The sequence below is a fragment of the Salinivibrio sp. PR6 genome, from assembly GCF_001995955.1.
Lineage (GTDB): Bacteria > Pseudomonadota > Gammaproteobacteria > Enterobacterales > Vibrionaceae > Salinivibrio > Salinivibrio siamensis.
In genome coordinates, this window is sequence record NZ_MUFA01000004.1 from 39406 (window position 1) to 59358 (window position 19953).

Sequence of the window (19953 nt, forward strand, 5' to 3'; positions counted from 1 at the left end):
TACTGCTGATGACTAAACCCTCGGTTGTACCCTGTCTCAGCCGCAAGGTCAAAGTGATTTTACGATGCGTCAGCGGTTTCTCTGGGGAGTGGTTTCATCCCGAAGAGGGGTTTGGCATAATGGCGGCTTTCCCCCTGTGTATTTATACAATGATCCGTAAGGTTTTCTCAGACACCGGTGCGCTGGCCAAAGCGATTGATGGTTTTGTGCCTCGCCAGCCGCAAACAGATATGGCGATTGCTGTTGATGCGGCAATTCGTGACCAAGGCCAGCTCGTGGTGGAAGCGGGCACAGGAACCGGGAAAACCTATGCCTATCTGGCGCCTGTTTTATTAAGTGGTAAAAAAGCCATCATCAGCACTGGCTCGAAAAATCTGCAAGAGCAGCTCTACCATCGAGACTTACCGCTGATGAAGTCAGCCTTGGGCTATACAGGAACCACCGCCTTATTGAAAGGCCGAGTCAATTACCTGTGCCCAGAGCGACTCGAGCGACAAATTAGTGAGTGCCACCGCCCCGACAGCGAGCCTGGGCAATTGAGTCAGCTGGTCAAAATTCGCGAGTGGTCGTCCTATACCGAGTCGGGTGATCTGAGTGAATGTGACGCACTGGCTGAAGACAGCCCCCTGATCCCTGTGGTGACGTCCACCAATGACAATTGCCTTGGTAAAGACTGTCCAAGTTATGAAGACTGTTATGTGGTCAAAGCGCGGCGTCGTGCGATGGATGCCGACGTGGTGGTGGTCAACCATCACCTATTTTTAGCGGATGTTGCCATCAAAGAAACGGGGTTTGGCGAGCTCATCCCAGAAGCAGACGTGATGGTGTTTGATGAGGCGCATCAGCTTCCGGACATTGCCAGTCAGTATTTTGGCCAATCTCTATCTAGCCGACAGCTGCAAGATGTTGCCAAAGACATTCATATCGCCTATCGCACTGAGTTACGAGACACGCGTCAACTGGAAAAAGTGGCTGATCGCCTCTCGCAAGCTGCGATGGATATGCGCTTGGTGATGGGCGAGCCTGGATACCGAGGTAACTGGCGCGAATTACAGACGTCGCCCAGCGTAGAGAAAGAACTGGTACGGTTATCAGATGCGCTCGATCTTGCGCATGACGTGGTGAAATTATCACTCGGCCGCAGTCAATTGCTTGACGCTGCATTTGATCGCATCACTTTATTTAAAGCGCGGCTTGCACGCTTAAAAGATACCTCAATCACCGGGTACTCTTATTGGTACGAATGTACTCGTCACCACTTTAGCCTCAATATTACCCCCTTATCGGTGGCGGATCGTTTTCGTGAGCAAATGGCCGAACAGGGCGGCGCTTGGATTTTTACCTCCGCTACCTTGGCCGTTGAGGGCGACTTCGCGCATTTTAATCACCGTCTCGGGATTGATGCTAAGCAACAAATGACATTGGAAAGCCCCTTTGACTACCCCAATCAAGCGAGGCTTTGCGTGCCTCGTCATGTACCGGAAACCAATAGTTTTCGTCGTGCCAACAAACTTGCCGCATTATTGGGACCGGTGATTGAACGTAACCAAGGGCGTTGCTTTTTCCTGTGTACGTCACATCAAATGGTACGAGAGCTGTCAGCCTTGTTTCGTGAGCAGCTGTCATTGCCCGTCCTCATGCAAGGAGAGATGCCCAAGCAGCGCTTATTGGCAGAGTATTTGTCGTTGGGCAATGCGTTGCTGGTGGCGACGGGCGCCTTTTGGGAAGGCATTGATGTGCGTGGACAAGCGCTCAGTTGTGTGATCATCGATAAACTCCCGTTTGCTTCCCCCGATGATCCTTTATTAAAAGCACGAATAGAAGATTGTAAACTGCAAGGGGGCGATCCCTTTGCTCAGGTACAGATCCCCGAAGCGGTGATCACCCTAAAGCAAGGGGTGGGGCGTCTCATTCGGGATCAACAAGATTTTGGTGCACTGGTTATTTGTGACAACCGATTGGTGACCCGCGCATACGGCGCAACCTTTTTGCGCAGCTTGCCGGCGATCCCTCGCACGCGGGATTTACACCACATTGACGATTTTTTGTCGGGCAGTGACATCAACAGCAACACGATGCAATCGCATTTATTAGATCAACCGATAGAGGGTTAAATGACGCTACGAATATTGGCCGTAGATACGGCGACCGAAAACTGCTCTGTCGCACTGTGCTGTGATGATCAGATTATCACACGCAGCGAAATTGCACCGCGTGAGCATACCAACAAGATCCTACCCATGGTCGATGAGGTATTGGCAGAAGCGGGCCTAACATTGACGCAATTGGATGCACTCGCGTTTGGCCGCGGGCCGGGCAGTTTCACAGGCGTCCGTATTGGCATCGGAATTGCACAAGGTCTAGCGTTTGGTGCAGATCTCCCAATGATTGGCGTTTCAACATTGGCAGCGATGGCAGCACAAAGCGGTCGCTTACATAATGCGACGCGCGTATTGACGGCGATTGATGCGCGTATGGGTGAACTCTATGTTGGCCAATATCTGCGGACTGACGCTGGCGTATGGCAGTGTGTCGGTGAAGAGAGGGTCGTCGCCCCGGACGCATTCACCCCTGAGTGCACCGAGGGGGTGTGGACATTGGCAGGAACCGGATGGGCAGCCTATCCTGATCTGGCAACACGCTTGTCATTGCAGACAGCGCCGTCAGAGGTGTTATACCCCCAAGCACAAGATATGCTGGAGATTGCTAAGCAGGCGTATCGTGCGGGAGACACAGTCGCTGCGGAGCTTGCTAGCCCCACGTATCTGCGGGATAAAGTCACTTGGAAAAAGTTACCCGGGCGCGAATAACCACCATGAGGCCGGCAGCATAGGACGTGAATATGGTATCGATTAACGGTGTATCCTCCCCACAGACAAACCGGCCTAACCATCCCCAGCGAGCGGGCAAAAAGCCGCAAACGACGCGCAAACAAACGCCCAAGACGACGCAAGTGGCTAAGGCGGTTCGCCAGCGTGTCGACCCCGCCGCGATTGCGCAAGCAGAACAGGCGAAACAAGCGTACGTGCAATATGATTTGCCGGATGGCCGCGGCCGTCAAGCGATGGCTTCCTACTTCGCGGTGTTAAATCAAGCCAGGCGAGAGGAACTGATCAACTTAGTAGGCGTCGATATCTATGTGTGATGTGGCGCGAAAGGAGCCTGATATGAAGTCTTACCTGTTAGTTTTATGCGGCATGTTACTACTGAGTGGCTGTACAAGTTTGCCTGAATCCCTAAAAGGCCGGATGGACCAGCCCGTGACCGAATACCCGGTGGTCGCGAAAATGACAGAGGCAAACCAAGGGGAAGAGGTGCGCCTTGGTGGCTTGATCGTTGGGGTGAATAACCGTGAACAGGACTCTGTGGTTGAAATAGTGGCGGTGCCAACGTCGACAGCAGGTAGGCCCGATATCGATGCCTCGTCGCTTGGGCGCTTCAAAGCGATTTTTAATGGCTTTATTGAACCGGCTGATTATGCCAAAGGCCGGCCGATAACGGTGTTGGGCGAGTTTCAGGGCCGTCAAGCGGGAAAAGTGGGGGATTATTCCTATGATTACCCCGTGCTTAGGGTAACAGGGCACCAGCTTTGGGATATTGAACAGCATGTGGTTGATGATGACAGACCTTATTGCTACGGCTTGTACTGCTCCCGAGTGCGCATTGGCGTCGGCACGGGACGGGTGCAAAGCGTGATTAGCTTACCTTATTAGCCCTTGTATGTGATTGTGATGATGACACCGCCATTGACGGAGGCTCTCGAGGCATTATTGGCGTCTGATCCGGCAGCACTCGGGTTATCGTCTGGCTTAACGCCGACCTCGATTCGACTTAATGATGCGACAGTGGCCGCGGCAAGACGCCCAGCAAACGGCTTAGCGCCAACATTGGTTTTTTTACATGGTTGGCAAGACAACCTGGCGAGTTTTCATTCGCTGATCCCCATGCTGCCTCAAGACTACGGGTTACTTATGTTTGATTGGCCCGGGCACGGTTTGTCTGAGCACAAAACCGGGGATTATCACTACCCGTTTTTTGATTATCTAGACAGCTTACATCAAGTGCTTCACCAAACACTTTGTTCGCAACCTGAGAAAAAGGGACCTGTCATATTGGTGGGGCACTCATTGGGAGGGTTAGTGGCTAGCTGTTACGCGGCCAGTTTCCCTGAGTTGATCGCGGGGGTTGTCTCGATAGAAGCGTTGGGGCCCATTGTTGAACCTGAACATAAAATCACCGAACGCATCGCGAAAAGTCTCAATCAGCGCTTAAATTCAGCGCAAAAACCCCCACGTCTCTTTGGTTCTGCGATTAAGGCGCTACAATTGCGCGCATCCATTAATAAAGTCGCCTGTCAGTCACTGATGCCACTGGTAGCACGCGGGATCGAGACATGCGGTCATGGTGTACGTTGGCGTCATGATCCTAAGCTTCGTGGTGAGCCACTGTATCGAATGGCGCCCGGCCATGGAGAGTCGATTATTCGAGCGATTGAATGCCCTGTGCTGGCGATTCGCGCGACAGATGGGTATCCTGCGCTGCGCTCAGCCGATGCCGCGCAACGAGCCACGTGGTTTAAGCAATTGACACTCATTGAGATCCCCGGGACACACCATTGTCACCTTCAGCAACCGCAACAAACTGTGTCGTTAATAACGGATTTTGTGACCAAAATTCAAACGCGCACTTAAAATGCTCGTGTAAAAATAATGTTAACGCTATGGTGGGCAGGTTAAACACCTGTTTGAATTATGCCTCGCGTCGATCGAAGCAGGCAATATAGCCTGCAAGTTAACACATAGGAGAAAGCCAGTGGAAAAGGTATGGCTTAATCGTTACCCGTCGGATGTGCCGGCGGAAATAGATCCAGATGCCCATCGCTCTCTGGTCGAGATGTTTGAACATTCTGTCCAGCAGTACGCGGATCAAACTGCCTTCATTAATATGGGGCAGGTCATGACATTTCGTAAACTGGAAGAGCGTAGCCGTGCGTTTGCAGCCTATCTACAAAACGAGCTGAAACTGAAAAAAGGCGATCGCGTTGCCATTATGATGCCGAACTTGCTGCAATACCCAATTGCCCTGTTTGGTATTTTACGAGCCGGTTGTGTCGCCGTGAACGTTAACCCGTTGTACACCCCTCGCGAGCTTGAGCACCAATTAACGGACGCCGGGGCAAAGGCGATTGTGATTGTGAGTAACTTTGCTCACACGTTAGAGAAAGTGGTCGACAATACGCCGGTGAAACACGTGGTATTGACCAGTTTGGGTGAACAGTTGCCACGAGCCAAAGGGACCCTGGTTAACTTTGTAGTCAAATACGTCAAAAAAATGGTGCCTAAGTATCATTTGCCGCACGCGACCTCGATGCGCCAAGCGCTGCGCCGTGGTCGACGTATGCAATATGTGAAGCCTTTTTTGAAAGGCGAGGATATTGCATTTTTACAATATACCGGTGGCACCACGGGGTTAGCGAAAGGCGCCGTACTCACGCATAGAAATATGTTAGCTAACGTCTATCAAGCCAAAGGGACGTATCAGCCGGTACTCAATGCAGGTGAGGAGTTAGTTGTCACTGCATTGCCGCTTTATCACGTATTTGCGCTCACGGTCAATTGCCTCTTGTTTATTGAAATGGGTGGACAAAATCTACTGATCACCAACCCACGCGATATTCCAGGTTTTGTTAAAGAGCTACAAAAGTATCCGTTTACGGCCATTACAGGCGTGAATACCCTGTTTAACGCGCTACTCCATAACGAAGATTTCCATGAGTTGGACTTTTCTAACCTGCGCTTGACCGTCGGTGGCGGTATGGCCGTGCAAAGGGCTGTCGCGGAAAATTGGAAAAAGCTGACTGGCAAGCATTTGCTCGAAGGATATGGGTTGACGGAGTGTTCGCCACTGGTTGCGGCCTATCCTTATGATTTACGTGACTACAACGGCTCCATTGGGTTGCCCGTGCCATCGACGGAGGTGCGCATCGTTGATGATCAGGGTGAAGATGTGGCGGACAACCAGCCGGGTGAGTTGTTAGTGCGTGGCCCGCAAGTGATGCAAGGGTATTGGAATCGTCCAGAGGCGACACGAGACAGTATCGACGAACAGGGTTGGTTAGCGACTGGCGATGTGGTGCAGTTCGATGATGATGGTTTCTTGCATATTGTCGATCGCAAAAAAGACATGATCCTCGTCTCTGGCTTTAATGTGTATCCTAATGAAGTGGAAGATGTCGTTGCGTTACATGACAAGGTGTTAGAAGTGGCCGCCATTGGCCAGCCAGATGAGAATTCTGGTGAAGTGGTTAAAATTTGTGTGGTCAAAAAAGATCCTTCGCTTACGCGAGATGATCTTGTGGCGCACTGTCGCAAACACCTCACTGGCTACAAGGTACCACGTGTCGTGGAATTTAGAGATGAACTGCCTAAAACCAATGTGGGTAAAATTCTGCGTCGAGAGTTACGCGATGAGCCGCAAGCCACTGAGCAAAAAGCGTCAGCTTAATGCGAACCGACCCAGAAAAGGGTAAACTGTCGATAACGAATCACGAAATGCCGGCCTCGCCGGCATTTTCTTTATGGGCTTTTTTGTGAACTATCAACAAATCACCACCGATCAACAGCTGGTCGATATCTGCGCACATTTCCGTGACCAAGCCGTTGTGATGCTTGATACCGAGTTTGTCCGTACGCGTACCTTTTATGCACAATTGGGGCTGGTCCAGATTTATGATGGCGAGCAACTGGTGCTGGTTGACCCGCTAGCCATTGATGATCTTTCTCCGTTATGGGCGCTGTTGACTGACACCCAGGTCACCAAGGTGTTACATGCGAGTAGCGAAGACTTAGAGGTTTTTCAGCACTACGCGGGCGTGTTGCCAACCCCCATGGTAGACACGCAAATCGTCGCCGCCTTTTTAGGTCATGGCGTCTCCGAGGGCTTCGCAAGCTTGGTAGAGCGTTATGTCGACGTGAGCTTAGATAAAGGAGAGTCGCGCACTGATTGGTGTGCACGTCCGTTAACGGACAAGCAGAAACAGTATGCGGCCGCTGATGTGTATTACTTGCTACCGCTTTATCAAGCGCTGACTCAAGCGCTATCCGACACACCGTGGTATGACGCCATGGTAGAAGAGTGTGGCCTGTTGTGCCGCAAAAAGCAGTGGGTAAAGCCGGATGAAGCAGCTTATCTCGATATTAAATATGCGTGGCAGCTTAAACCTCAACAGTTAGCGGTATTGCAAGCCCTTGCCAAGTGGCGAGCTAAGGAAGCACGCCGCCGGAATATGGCACTCAACTTTATCGTTAAAGAGCAAAACCTCTGGAAAATGGCGCGTTATGGTATTCGTACGGTTGAGCAAATGAACGAGCATGGGTTCGACAAATTTGAAGTGCGTTATCACGCGCAAACCTTGATTACCTTGGCCACGCAAGCGGATAAAACCCCGTTAGCCAAATGCCCGCCGGCCATCACACGCTTAGTCGATGAGCCTGGGTATAAGTCGGTGATTAAAGCGATTAAGGAGCAGGTGCAAGCCCAGGCAGATAAATCAGGCTTAGCGCCTGAGTTTATTGGTTCTAAAAAACAGCTTAATCAATTGATTACCTGGGTATGGCGAGAGGAGCGTCAAGAAGACAAACGTCCTGACTTAGCCTCGGGGTGGCGCTTTCGGTTAGTGGGTGAGGCATTGCTGACGATGATCCCTAACGCCCCAGGGGCATAGTGATCATCTCACGCATAAACAAAAGCGGTGGCCTTGAGCCACCGCTTTCTGTATTAGCCCTTTGTGATTGAGATCTAGCTCTCTTTTCCCTCTTCGGGCAAGGTGACATTCAGCTCCAAGACGGATAGGTCATCATCGCCTTGCTCTAGGCTGACAGACACTTGGTCCGGTGCGATATCCACGTATTTGCGGATCACGTCTAAAATATCTTGCTTGAGCTGAGGCAAATAAGTCGGCGCTGGGCTATCTGCACTGCGACGCTCGGCAACAATAATTTGTAAACGCTCTTTGGCAATATTGGCCGACTTTTTCTTAGATGGGCGGAAGAATTCAAGCAGTGCCACATTAGCCTCCAAATAAGCGTTTTAGGAAACCTTTGCGCTCTTCCTCGATAAAGCGGAAGGGACGCTCTTCACCCAGCAGACGCGCAATGGCATCTTCATAGGCTTGGCCTGCATCAGATTCTTGGTCAAGTACCACTGGCTCGCCTTTGTTTGAGGCGTGCAACACAGACTGGCTCTCCGGGATGACCCCTAACAGTGGAATACGCAAGATATCTTCAACATCCTCAACACTGAGCATTTCACCGTTGGTCACACGTGCAGGATTATAGCGAGTGAGTAATAAGTGATGTTTTACCGGATCCTCGCCGTTTTCTGCGCGGCGTGACTTGGAGTCGAGAATACCAAGAATCCGATCAGAGTCGCGTACGGATGAAACCTCTGGATTGGTGGTAACAATCGCTTCGTCAGCAAAATACAGCGCCATTAATGCACCGGCTTCAATGCCCGCGGGCGAGTCGCAAATAATGTATTCAAAGCCAAGCTCATCCATGTCTTTTAGAACCCGCTCCACGCCGTCTTTGGTTAGCGCATCTTTATCGCGTGTTTGTGAGGCTGGCAGAATAAACAAATTGTCTACGCGTTTGTCTTTAATTAATGCTTGATGCAGATTGGCTTCGCCATTAATGACATTGACAAAGTCATAGACGACCCGACGCTCACAGCCCATCACCAAATCCAGGTTACGTAGGCCAATATCAAAATCGACCACGGCGGTTTTTTTGCCTGTCATGGCCAACCCGGTCGCCAATGCCGCACTCGATGTTGTTTTACCAACACCGCCTTTACCGGAAGTAATTACAATAATTCGTGCCATTCCTCTTCCTTATTCTCTTATAGCGTGAGGGGGTCAATGTGTAAGCTTTCTTGATTAAGCGAGACCATGGAAGGTCGCTCTAAATGTTCTGATGGAATTTTATCGCTGAGCCAATAGCTTCCTGCTACTGACAATAATTCTGACTGAAGGTTCTGACAATAAATACGCGCTTGCTTTTGTCCACTTGCGCCGGCAATAGCTCGGCCACGCAAAACGCCATAGATATGAATACTGCCATCGGCTATCACTTCCGCGCCGGCACTGACATGATTGAGGATCACCAGATCGGCGTTTTTCGCATAGATTTGCTGACCTGAACGCACGGGGGCGGTGACCACTTTGGCAGGCGGCTGAATCGGATCGGCAACTCGGGATTGCTTGCTTGACTTGAGCACGGCTAGCTGCGCATTCAGCGCAAGCTCGCGTGTATCATTATGGGTGACGCCGGTCAATCCGACGGGAATCATGCCTGTGGCCTGTAAGCACTGCTTTAAGGCACCGATATCAGGACATTGTGATAGACGGCTAATGTCAGCGACAACAGGGGCGCCTTGAAAAAAGGCCGGTGCTTGGGTGACTTTCTCTGTCAAAACATTGGCAGCGGCAGCAAAATTATCGTCAACGAGGTGGAGGACGGAAAGGGTAAAGGTTGAGCCTTTCAACTCCGGTTGTTTGAGCATGTTATTCGATCCCGGTTTTGTCATTTAAACACGAGTCAGACGCGCATTATCAGACGTTGGATAGCATGGTATATTCACAGCGCCAATGCGGCAAGCAGGGTTTGCCGTTGATGCGGCATTTCTCCCTTTAATGGTGTTTTTTTAACGTTTGAACGAGAAATGGCAGCAGAGACGCGTTTTGACACACTTTGCTGCAAAGCTTAACAAACCTTTACCCCGAGATGACAATTTATCGCCAGTAATATGGCATGCTCATGAGGACTTTTGAGATGTATTGCGCAATTTATCGTAGCAAAAAGAAAGAAGGCACCTATCTTTATCTTGCAGAGAAAGATAAATTTGATGATGTGCCTGAGGCATTAATGAATAGCTTTGGGCAACCCGAATTTGCCATGATGATCAACTTAGACAAGCGCGATAAACTGGCTGCTGTTGACATCAATAAGGTTAAACAAAGCCTGCAAAGTGATGGTTTTTTTGTGCAATTGCCCCCGCCACCTGATGCGGCATTGCAGGCCATTCGTAATAAAAACGAAAAACTGTAAAAGGAAGACTATGCGCAAAGGTATGATTTCAGCTTCTATCGCGGCGGCACTTTTGGTGAGCCCTGTGATGGCCAAGCCCGGATTCGAGCAGTATGTGACCACCTTAAAAGCCGAGGCACGAGAGGCGGGCATCAGTGATGCGTTACTTGAGCGTGCGTTTAAGGACGTTGAATACCACGAGCGTGCGGTCAGCTCCGATCGAAATCAACCTGAGCGACGCCTTACGCTGGATGAATATATTCCGCGTGCTGTGCCTGATTGGAAAGTCGCCCAAGCGAAAAAACTGTATCGTGAACATTACGACACGTTGAAAACCATCGGTGAGCAGTACCAAGTTCAGCCGCGTTTTATTGTGGCTTTATGGGGCGTAGAAAGTAATTTTGGCAAACTTCAGGGCAGTTATAATGTGATTGAAGCTTTATCAACATTAGCCTTTGATGGTCGTCGAGAGGCATTTTTTCGTAAAGAGACCATGGCCGCGCTGAAGATATTACAGCAAGGGCACATTGCGCCAGAAGCGATGAAAGGCTCTTGGGCAGGGGCAATGGGCCAATGCCAGTTTATGCCAAGCTCGTTTATTAATTACGCGGTCGATGGCAATCAAGATGGTAAGAAAGACATTTGGCAAACAGAAGCCGATGTTTTTGCGTCTGCTGCGAATTACTTAAAAAAAGCCGGGTGGGATGATACTTATACATGGGGGCGGCAAGTACAGCTACCTGCAGGGATAGATCGTACTTTGCTTGGCACCGACAGTGATAAAGCACACTCATTGAGTGCCTGGCAGACGCGTGGTGTGCGCCGGTTGAATGGTCAGGCGCTACCTGCCGTCGATATCAACGCGTGGTTGATTCAGCCTGATGATGGTAAAGGCAGGGCTTATCTTGTTTATAATAATTATCAGAGTTTATTGAAATGGAATCGCTCGCACTACTTTGCGTTAGCGGTGAGCCATTTGGCAGACAGAATTAAATTTGGTTAAGGGATAAAAAAAAGAGGCTGAGCGCCTCTTTTTTTATGCGGGAATATGGACTTAGGCTTCTTGGCCTGGGATGAGGAAATCTTCCTGCTTAGCCGCACCGCTCTCAATCGCTTCGCGAATCACTTTAGGCATACGACCTTGGCCTGTCCAGGTTTTTTGTGAGCCATCTTCGCCCGTATATTGATATTTTGCTGGACGAGTCGCGCGTTTACCCGATGCTTTGCTCTTTGAAGCACCACCTAACAATGCCACGATTTCTTCTGGGTCAATACCGTCGGCTTCTAACATAGCACGGTATTTTTCTAACTTCTCTAAGCGCTCTTTTTCTTGCGCTTCAGCTTGGCGATCGATTTCTTTGCGCTCTTCAACAACCGTTTGTAATTTTTCTAAGGCTTCGTTCAGTTGCTCAGTAGACATCTCTTTTGCAACTGCGCGTAAGCTACGCAAATTGAGTAAGGCTTTCATTGCATCAGACATTATTGGTTCCTATTTGATTTATATGTTAATTGAAAGAATGATAGCAGTATAATTGAAATATACAATATGACCTATATTAATACGCCATATTGTTCATTAATTGCAAGTTAACCGCAAATTTGACTTTAATTCTATTGTCTTTTTTGAAACAGATGTCTAAAAAAATAGAAGATAAGACGCATTTTATTGGCATCGAGTAAGGTGGGGGTTAATCGACGTTTTTTCAACCATAAATAGTTGCGATAGTAAACACGTTGTGTAGAATGCACCACGCTTAACGTAGAGGTGCGTTGTTTATAAGTCGTGCGCAAGAGGGTGATACCGATGAGAGCGCATAAAAGGAAACAACGCCGAAGCCAATCAGGTCATCACACCGATTGAGCTGGGGCTGTTACCGAATAGGGGCAGCACTGCCATAGTACTTGGAAATACACTATGGAGCGCTACTGTATGTAGGAGGCAAGCTGTTTGCCGTGTGATACCACACCTTACCGTCTTCATTTCTGCAGTAGATCTCCAACCACCTGGTTGACACTGAGATCATGAACTTAACAGATTTTTCTTCATCCGCTTTATCACTGCTTCCCCCTTTATTGGCGCTAGGCCTCGCGATTGCCACACGACGGGTTTTATTGTCGTTGGGCATGGGAATCGTACTGGGTACTGTATTACTGACCGATTTTTCTTTCCTCTCTTCTGGACAGTACTTACTTGAGGTGATCACTGGACTATTTATTGCTGATGGAGGCTTAAATAGCTGGAATTTAAGTATTCTCGCGTTTCTTATTTTACTCGGTATGATCACTGCGCTCCTGTCTCTTTCTGGAGGCACACGCGCGTTCGCCAATTGGGCGCAAAGTCGGATCAAGAGTAAACGTGGGGCGAAACTGCTCGCCGCTTTTCTCGGCGTATTTATATTTGTCGATGATTATTTCAACAGCTTAGCGGTGGGCGCCGTTTCTCGCCCCGTGACAGATAGATTTCACGTCTCTCGAGCGAAACTGGCTTACATTCTTGACTCCACGGCAGCCCCTATGTGTGTGATCACACCAGCATCAAGCTGGGGAGCCTATATCATTACCGTGATTGGCTCGATTTTAGTGGCGCATGGTGTGACGGATTACACGGCGCTAGGGGCATTTGTCACCATGATCCCGATGAACTTTTACGCCATTTTTGCCTTGCTCTTAGTGTTTGCGGTGGTTTGGTTTCAACTGGATATTGGCCCGATGCGTCAGTTTGAATATCAGGCGAAAAAAGGCAGTCGATTGGGCGATGAAAGTGAAAACTGCGCTGATATCTGCGATGACTTAGGGATTGAAGAAAGTGATAAAGGCAGCGTGGCTGATTTGGTCGCCCCCATTATTATGCTAGTCGTGGCGACGGTGGGGGCGATGCTATATACCGGCGGGCAGGCCTTGGCCGCTGATGCACAATCCTTTTCTCTCCTCGGCGCGTTTGAAAATACCGATGTCGGTATGTCATTGCTGTGGGGTGGACTGGCGGGTTTAGCTGTGTCCTTAGTGATGACAGGTAAACAAGGTATTGCGGTATCAGATATTGCGAAAACCCTTTGGGTGGGCGCAAAGTCTATGTTTGGCGCGATCCTCATTCTGTTATTTGCTTGGTCAATTGGCCATATTATTGGTGATCTACAAACAGGCAAATATTTGTCGTCCTTAGTTGAGGGGAACTTACCGGCGCAACTCTTGCCGGTGGTGCTCTTCTTGTTGGCAGCAGTGATGGCCTTTGCAACAGGGACGTCGTGGGGGACGTTCGGTATTATGCTTCCTATCGCAGGCGATCTTGCCGCGGCGACAGACATTGCACTGATGCTACCTATGCTCTCAGCAGTATTGGCGGGGGCGGTATTTGGCGATCATTGTTCACCAATTTCTGATACCACTATCTTGTCTTCAACAGGAGCACGATGTGGACATATTGACCACGTCGCCACCCAGCTCCCTTATGCTATTGGCGGGGCGCTTGTCTCAACCGTAGGCTTCATGGTGTTAGGCTTTACCGCGTCACTTCTTTGGTCTTTGATGGCGACCGTGTTTGCGTTCGTTGCACTATGTGCTGGGTTAATGTGGCTTAAAAAGCGACCGTGTAAATTGGTCGGTTAATTATCTAGCCTCGCTTCGGCGGGGCTTTTCTTTTTCTGCTAGTGCGGTAGCATGCCTGTTTATTTAATCCAGCTCGCCCAAAACGGGCATTACGTGTAGAGACAGTTATGGCTCAGTTATACTTTTATTATTCGGCAATGAACGCGGGTAAGTCGACCACCTTGTTACAATCGGCCTTTAACTACCAAGAGCGCGGTATGCAGCCTCTACTATTTACCGCCGCGATTGATAACCGCTATGGGGTCGGAAAAATTAGTTCGCGAATTGGCTTAGAAGCTGATGCCCACCTGTATGACAATCAGACGTCGCTATTTGAGCACGTTGCGACCATCTTGGCGCAAGAGAAAGTTGACTGTTTATTGATTGATGAGAGCCAATTTTTGACCAAACAGCAAGTCCTTGAGCTCACCGATGTGGTGGATAAGCTGCGGATCCCAGTATTGTGTTATGGATTAAGAACGGATTTTCGTGGTGAGCTGTTTGAAGGGTCGCAGTACTTGTTGGCGTGGGCTGATAAGCTCGTTGAACTGAAAACCGTGTGCCATTGTGGACGTAAAGCGAGTCGAGTTATTCGCCAAGATAGCGAGGGTAATGCCATTGCGGATGGTGATCAGGTGGTGATTGGGGGCAATGAACGTTATGTTTCTGTGTGTCGCCGCCACTACAAACAGATGCTTGGGTTACTCTAGACGGCATTGAGTTCGGTCAAACACAACAAAGGCGAGCGGTAAGCTCGCCTTTTCCATTTGGCCGACCGGATTCAGCGCTATTTAGCCGCTTCTTGATCGACTGGCACAATTTCACTGGCATGGTAGCCTTTTGGTCCTTCCTGAACCTCGTAGTTGACGGTTTGTCCCGCCTTTAATGTCTTATATCCGTCCATCTGGATGGTAGAATAGTGGGCAAACACATCGCCTTCTCCTTCTACCGGACAAATAAAGCCAAATCCTTTTGCATTGTTAAACCATTTTACTGTACCAGTTTCCATGCGACACATCCTTCTTGCATCAAACTTTGCATACCTGCGATAAACGCGTTCATTCCACCTCATCAATCCCGGCAGCGCGGCACTGTTGCCATCACTGATATGATTGAATAGAAGTGACATGGTTAGTTTACCTACCACATGTTTCACTTTAGTAGATACTTTTAGGCAGTCAAGTGTGGGGTATAACTTATAACAGTAATGTAATATCGAATCGAAAAAGTGTGAGGAAGTGGCAATTATTCATTCAACAACAGACATCTCAATTGCATAGTTTTTTAGATTTTACCCTGGATGTTTTCGCTATAAACCCGTGTGACTACAGTGATAGATGCGCTATTACAGGGCTGAACTATTACTTTTTATTCTAATAACTTGCTCTTTAGCCCTTAAGTGTTTGGATTGGCATGATCGCTACTGGCATTACGTAACGAGTACGCCTGCTTAAAAATGATCATGGAGTGAATATTGTGAATCGAGAGAGGCGTGTGCCTATTTCTCACCTGTCGCGCTTGATGCGATCCACCCACACGTTATTTGCTAGCCGGATTGCCTTGTTTTTTATGCATTTTGATGCAGTGAGCGATGACACGTTCGTGTCGCGCGCAGTGAACGAAATGCTGCGTCAGACACTATTACATAATGCAGTGCTTAACAATTGCTCAGGCAAACGGTGTTCGCAATGAAAAGGTTGCTGGAATACAATCTGTGGCTTAACTTTAAGTATAGGTGGACGGGAATCGTGGATGGCAGTAGTGCCCCGCCACATCACTTACCGAGACACCCTAACAATGCATTGAATGAGTTATGAGTAATTGGAACCAGTGGGGTTTGCCTGACGCAGAGGCCGAATCGTCAGAAAAAACCAAGTTGCAACCGCCATCAATGTACAAGGTGGTGCTAAATAATGATGACTATACTCCGATGGAGTTTGTTATCGATGTGCTCCAGACGTTTTTTGCCATGGATGTGGACAAAGCGACGCAAGTCATGCTGACGGTGCACTATGAAGGAAAAGCGGTCTGTGGCGTATTTACCGCCGAGGTCGCTGAAACGAAAGTTGCACAGGTAATGATGTATGCCAAAGAGCATGGCCATCCGCTACTGTGCACGATGGAGAAAGCTTAGCCGGCTCCATCACGCTTTAGCGCGGTTTTTGAGGGAGGTGCCTTTATGCTTAACAAAGAACTTGAAGCCAGTTTGAATGGCGCGTTTGCACGTGCGCGTGAAAAACGCCACGAATTCATGACGGTGGAGCACCTGCTTCTCGCGTTGATCGAAAATGCGGCCGCGCACGATGCGCTGGTCGCGTGCCGTGCAGATTTGGAGGCGCTGCGCAAAGAACTTGATGCGTTTATCGAACAAACCACGCCGCTGATCCCTGCGGACGATGAGTCGCGGGAAACGCAGCCAACGCTAAGCTTCCAGCGAGTACTCCAGCGGGCTGTTTTTCATGTGCAGTCATCCGGTCGTAGCGAAGTAAGCGGTGCGAACGTGTTGGTGGCCATCTTTAGCGAACAAGAGTCCCACGCCGCTTACCTGCTTAAAAAGAACGACGTGAGTCGCCTTGACGTAGTCAACTATATCTCTCATGGCACCACAAAAGATGAAGGCGACGATCTGCCAAGCAGTGACATGGGCGCCGATGAGGCCGGTGCGGAGCCGGGTGAAGACCGGTTGGAGAACTTCGCGACTAACCTTAATCAGCTCGCGCGTGTTGGCGGTATTGATCCGCTAATCGGTCGTGATAAGGAACTTGAGCGCACCATCCAGGTACTGTGTCGCCGTCGTAAGAATAATCCCCTGTTGGTTGGCGAAGCCGGGGTCGGTAAGACGGCAATTGCAGAAGGGCTCGCATGGCGCATTGTCGAAGGGCAAGTGCCAGATGTGATCAAAGATTGCGTGATTTATTCGCTCGACATTGGGTCTCTGTTAGCCGGGACCAAATACCGTGGTGACTTTGAGAAGCGCTTTAAATCGATCTTGAAGCAACTCGAAAAAGAAGATCATGCGGTGCTCTTTATCGACGAGATCCACACTATCATTGGCGCAGGTGCTGCCAGTGGTGGCCAGGTAGATGCCGCCAACTTGATTAAGCCGCTGTTGAGTAGCGGAAAGTTACGCTGTATCGGCTCGACGACCTACCAAGAGTATGGCTCTATCTTCGAAAAAGAGCGGGCACTGGCGCGCCGTTTCCAGAAAATCGACGTGATTGAGCCCTCTATTGATGACACCACTAAAATCTTGATGGGGCTGAAACCCAAATACGAAGCCCACCACGAAGTGCGTTATACCAATAAGGCCATTCGCGCTGCTGTGGAGCTGTCGGCGAAATACATTAATGAGCGTCATTTGCCAGACAAAGCGATCGATGTGATCGATGAGGCGGGGGCGCGGTGTCGTATGGCGCCAGCGAGCAAACGCAAGAAGACGGTCAATGTCCCTGATGTTGAGAGTATGATTGCGAAAATGGCGCGTATTCCTGAGAAGTCGATTTCTTCGTCAGATAAAGATGTGCTGCAGTCGCTGGATGACAAGCTGAAAATGTTGGTGTTTGGCCAAGATACCGCCATCACCGCGTTGTCTGAAGCGATCAAGTTAAGCCGCGCAGGACTGGGCGATGAGAATAAACCGGTCGGCTCTTTCTTGTTTGCCGGGCCCACCGGGGTCGGTAAAACCGAGGTCACGGTACAATTGGCCCGCGCGATGGGCATTGAGCTGCAGCGCTTTGACATGTCGGAGTACATGGAACGTCACACCGTGAGCCGCTTGATTGGTGCTCCCCCAGGCTATGTGGGATACGATCAGGGCGGGTTGCTGACCGATGCGGTGATCAAGCACCCATACAGTGTAGTGTTGCTTGATGAAATTGAGAAAGCACACCCAGACGTGTTCAACCTGTTGTTACAGGTGATGGATAATGGCACTTTGACGGACAACAACGGACGCAAAGCCGATTTCCGCAATGTTATCTTGGTGATGACGACCAATGCTGGCGTGGCCGAGACGGTGCGTAAGTCGATTGGCCTGATTCAGCAAGACCACAGTCATGATGCAATGTCCGAAATTAAGAAGGTGTTCTCGCCAGAGTTCCGTAACCGTTTGGACAACATCATCTGGTTTAATCACTTGGATGAGCAAGTTATCTTGCAAGTGGTGGATAAGTTCATTGTCGAGCTACAAGCTCAACTGGACGCCAAGGGCGTGTCGCTTGAGGTGACGTCAGAGGCTAAGCGCTGGCTAGCGGAAGAAGGCTATGACAAGGCAATGGGAGCACGGCCGATGGGGCGCGTTATCCAAGATAACTTGAAAAAGCCACTGGCTAATGAGCTGCTGTTTGGCTGTCTGGTCAATGGAGGGACGGTTCGTGTGGTATTGAAAGATAACCGGTTGGACTTCCAATTCAGTGATCAAATGGAACCTGCTTAATCATCTTGAGACGAAAAAGCAAAACCCGGCATCGCTGCCGGGTTTTTTGATCGCGTTCGGAGGATTAACGCGAACGGAAAACGATGCGACCTTTGGACAAATCGTAAGGGGTCATTTCAACAGTGACTTTGTCGCCGGTCAGGATGCGGATGTAGTGCTTACGCATCTTGCCTGAAATGTGGGCAGTCACCACGTGACCGTTTTCTAGTTCTACGCGGAACATAGTATTAGGCAACGTATCGAGTACGGTGCCTTGCATTTCAATTACGTCTTCTTTTGCCATTGAATCCTCTTAGGCCTCTTCTGGTAGCCAATTTTTTGACCGACAGATAATGCCTCTATTCTGAAAGTCTGTAAAGTTCGGGTGCGAATTTTACCCTGTTGGGGCGCTCCTTGCTAGAAAAAATAGCCACTATTGTGGAATAAGCGGCCAGGAAAACGCCCGCCACTGCTGGTTGATAAAGCGTTGATGTGGATAATAGTCCGCCTTGTAGCGCATCGCTGGACAGGTGTCGATTTGATAGCCCAAGTAGAGCCAGGGTAAATGGAGTGAATGTGCCAGTTGTAGCTGTGCCTGAATACTGACGCGTCCAAGAGAGAAGCGGTGCTCTGGTTCGAAAAAGGTATAAAGCGCACTTAACCCATCGGCGACGACATCAGTCACGGCGATGGCAACCAGGGTGAGTTGGTTATGATCGCGTTGATACAAATGGATAAAGCGCGGGGATAACCAGTCACTACCGATAAAGTCGAGAAAATCTTGGCGCTTGGCAGGGTACATATTGCCATCAGCATGGCGAGTGGCGATGTACCGTTGAAAGAGTGCAAACCAGTTCTCATCAAGCTCATCACTCACTCTAATCTCTAGGCGATTAAGCTGGCTGCGATGACGCTTTTGGCTTTTTGAGGGTTGATATTTGGCCACATCAATCCGAAGCGCTTGGCAGGCCTGGCATTGAGGACAGTGCGGCCGGTAAATAAGGTTACCACTGCGACGAAAGCCAGCGGCTAACAGTGCAGCATATCGCTCGGGCGTGTGGTAATCCGCCGACATCACCACGGCCAGTTGCTCTTGCTGGTGAGACAAGTATTGGCAAGGTGCTGTAGGCGTGACGCCTACCTGGATCCCCACACTCATTGTGGTCTCCAATCTGCTATCTGCTGCGGTTGGCAGCCCTGGATAATGGGGTCATCGCGATGAGCGTGCAGCGCGGCGATAAACGCGTCGCGTGTCCAGGGTTTGGCGCCCAAAGAGGCTAAATGTGGAGTCATCATCTGACAGTCAATATAGTGCCCCCCTCGTTGCGCGAAGAATTGGCTAAATTGCCAAAGGGCAAACTTTGACGCATTGGTCGTGTGGGAAAACATGGATTCACCACAGAACACACGGCCTACAGAGACACCGTAAAGCCCGCCGACAAGGTGTGCTCCGTCCCACACTTCCACACTGTGGGCATCGCCTTGCTGATGAAGCTGGCAGTAAGCGGCTTGCATCTCATCGGTAATCCAGGTCTGTTCAGGTCCACGAACAGTCGCGCAGGTAGCGATCACCGTCTCGAATGCGCGATTGAACGTGATGGTATACGCAGACTTTTTGGCGGCTTTACGCAAACTGCGACTGGCGTGAAAATCAGAGGGCTGAAGGATGGCGCGTTCACTCGGTGACCACCACAATAAAGGGTCATCTTCGCCAAACCAGGGGAAAATACCACTGCGATAAGCCGACATTAGCCGCGCAGGTGATAGATCTCCCCCAATGGCGAGCAAGCCATCGGGGTGAGAGAGCGCCTCATTCACGGGCGGAAAGCCGACATCATTTTGCGCTAAAGGGGGTAAAAAGAGGGTCAT

21 protein-coding genes and 1 riboswitch are annotated in these 19953 nt (G+C 49.9%); of the genes, 13 read left to right on the top strand and 8 right to left on the bottom strand.

Translation table 11 applies throughout. The features are described 5' to 3' along the window. Positions 1-149 precede the first annotated feature (149 nt). The 7 genes from BZG72_RS03840 to rnd all read left to right on the top strand — a co-directional run bounded on the left by BZG72_RS03840 (position 150) and on the right by rnd (position 7723). A complete protein-coding gene (locus BZG72_RS03840; protein ID WP_077666131.1) occupies positions 150-2114 on the top strand; it encodes an ATP-dependent DNA helicase in 1965 nt (654 codons plus the stop codon). Beyond that, positions 2115-2810 carry a tRNA (adenosine(37)-N6)-threonylcarbamoyltransferase complex dimerization subunit type 1 TsaB gene (tsaB, locus tag BZG72_RS03845; RefSeq protein ID WP_077605927.1) on the top strand — a complete coding sequence of 232 codons (696 nt, stop codon included), beginning with the start codon at positions 2115-2117 and terminating at the stop codon, positions 2808-2810. Between the two features lie 32 nt (positions 2811-2842). Next, positions 2843-3145, top strand: a complete 303-nt coding sequence (locus BZG72_RS16555) for a hypothetical protein (protein ID WP_046073539.1) — start codon at positions 2843-2845, stop codon at positions 3143-3145. A 22-nt stretch (positions 3146-3167) separates the two neighbouring features. After that, a complete protein-coding gene (locus BZG72_RS03855; RefSeq protein ID WP_046073538.1) occupies positions 3168-3713 on the top strand; it encodes a Slp family lipoprotein in 546 nt (181 codons plus the stop codon). A gap of 18 nt (positions 3714-3731) precedes the next feature. Then, positions 3732-4691 (top strand): alpha/beta fold hydrolase, encoded by a 960-nt coding sequence (locus tag BZG72_RS03860; RefSeq protein ID WP_241832512.1) that lies wholly within the window; start codon positions 3732-3734, stop codon positions 4689-4691. 121 nt (positions 4692-4812) lie between these two features. Next, positions 4813-6504, top strand: a complete 1692-nt coding sequence (gene fadD, locus BZG72_RS03865) for a long-chain-fatty-acid--CoA ligase FadD (protein WP_077579211.1) — start codon at positions 4813-4815, stop codon at positions 6502-6504. An 85-nt stretch (positions 6505-6589) separates the two neighbouring features. Continuing rightward, entirely contained in the window at positions 6590-7723 is a 1134-nt protein-coding gene (rnd, locus tag BZG72_RS03870; protein ID WP_077666255.1) for a ribonuclease D, read from the top strand. 74 nt (positions 7724-7797) lie between these two features. On the opposite strand, the gene minE is transcribed toward rnd, so the two are convergent. The 3 genes from minE to minC are packed head-to-tail and all read right to left on the bottom strand — an operon-like array spanning position 7798 to position 9561. Continuing rightward, entirely contained in the window at positions 7798-8067 is a 270-nt protein-coding gene (gene minE / locus BZG72_RS03875; protein ID WP_046073536.1) for a cell division topological specificity factor MinE, read from the bottom strand. Position 8068: 1 nt separating this feature from the next. After that, positions 8069-8881: a septum site-determining protein MinD gene (gene minD / locus BZG72_RS03880; RefSeq protein WP_046073535.1), complete on the bottom strand. Its 813-nt coding sequence runs from the start codon at positions 8879-8881 to the stop codon at positions 8069-8071. Between the two features lie 17 nt (positions 8882-8898). Further along, on the bottom strand, positions 8899-9561 hold the full coding sequence (gene minC, locus BZG72_RS03885) for a septum site-determining protein MinC (protein ID WP_077666132.1): 663 nt from the start codon (positions 9559-9561) through the stop codon (positions 8899-8901). A 269-nt stretch (positions 9562-9830) separates the two neighbouring features. Here minC and BZG72_RS03890 point away from each other — a divergent pair, with 269 nt between their 5' ends. Both BZG72_RS03890 and BZG72_RS03895 read left to right on the top strand, forming a co-directional pair. Next, positions 9831-10106, top strand: coding sequence for a YcgL domain-containing protein (locus BZG72_RS03890; RefSeq protein WP_069361431.1), 276 nt, complete (start codon positions 9831-9833; stop codon positions 10104-10106). 10 nt (positions 10107-10116) lie between these two features. Continuing rightward, entirely contained in the window at positions 10117-11088 is a 972-nt protein-coding gene (locus BZG72_RS03895) for a lytic murein transglycosylase (protein WP_046073532.1), read from the top strand. Positions 11089-11139: 51 nt separating this feature from the next. On the opposite strand, the gene BZG72_RS03900 is transcribed toward BZG72_RS03895, so the two are convergent. Further along, positions 11140-11565 carry an H-NS family histone-like protein gene (locus tag BZG72_RS03900; RefSeq protein ID WP_046073531.1) on the bottom strand — a complete coding sequence of 142 codons (426 nt, stop codon included), beginning with the start codon at positions 11563-11565 and terminating at the stop codon, positions 11140-11142. A gap of 272 nt (positions 11566-11837) precedes the next feature. Next, positions 11838-12019, top strand: a riboswitch (Lysine riboswitch). Positions 12020-12107: 88 nt separating this feature from the next. Between BZG72_RS03900 and BZG72_RS03905 the strand changes: the two genes are divergently transcribed. Further along, positions 12108-13691, top strand: a complete 1584-nt coding sequence (locus BZG72_RS03905; protein WP_046073530.1) for a Na+/H+ antiporter NhaC family protein — start codon at positions 12108-12110, stop codon at positions 13689-13691. A 107-nt stretch (positions 13692-13798) separates the two neighbouring features. Continuing rightward, the gene (locus BZG72_RS03910) at positions 13799-14380 is read left to right on the top strand and encodes a thymidine kinase (protein ID WP_046073529.1); all 582 of its coding nucleotides are present in this window, start codon (positions 13799-13801) and stop codon (positions 14378-14380) included. A 77-nt stretch (positions 14381-14457) separates the two neighbouring features. Here the strand turns inward: BZG72_RS03910 and cspD are convergent, their stop codons facing one another. Further along, positions 14458-14679: a cold shock domain-containing protein CspD gene (cspD, locus tag BZG72_RS03915; RefSeq protein ID WP_046073528.1), complete on the bottom strand. Its 222-nt coding sequence runs from the start codon at positions 14677-14679 to the stop codon at positions 14458-14460. 804 nt (positions 14680-15483) lie between these two features. Between cspD and clpS the strand changes: the two genes are divergently transcribed. Beyond that, positions 15484-15804: an ATP-dependent Clp protease adapter ClpS gene (gene clpS / locus BZG72_RS03925; protein WP_046073527.1), complete on the top strand. Its 321-nt coding sequence runs from the start codon at positions 15484-15486 to the stop codon at positions 15802-15804. 45 nt (positions 15805-15849) lie between these two features. After that, positions 15850-18105, top strand: coding sequence for an ATP-dependent Clp protease ATP-binding subunit ClpA (gene clpA, locus BZG72_RS03930; RefSeq protein WP_077579213.1), 2256 nt, complete (start codon positions 15850-15852; stop codon positions 18103-18105). Positions 18106-18169: 64 nt separating this feature from the next. Here the strand turns inward: clpA and infA are convergent, their stop codons facing one another. From infA to aat, 3 genes are all read right to left on the bottom strand, one after another. Then, positions 18170-18388, bottom strand: coding sequence for a translation initiation factor IF-1 (gene infA / locus BZG72_RS03935; RefSeq protein ID WP_021022425.1), 219 nt, complete (start codon positions 18386-18388; stop codon positions 18170-18172). A 129-nt stretch (positions 18389-18517) separates the two neighbouring features. Beyond that, a complete protein-coding gene (locus tag BZG72_RS03940; RefSeq protein ID WP_077666134.1) occupies positions 18518-19243 on the bottom strand; it encodes an arginyltransferase in 726 nt (241 codons plus the stop codon). After that, positions 19240-19953: a leucyl/phenylalanyl-tRNA--protein transferase gene (gene aat / locus BZG72_RS03945; RefSeq protein WP_077666135.1), complete on the bottom strand. Its 714-nt coding sequence runs from the start codon at positions 19951-19953 to the stop codon at positions 19240-19242. The genes BZG72_RS03940 and aat overlap by 4 nt, the downstream gene beginning before the upstream one ends.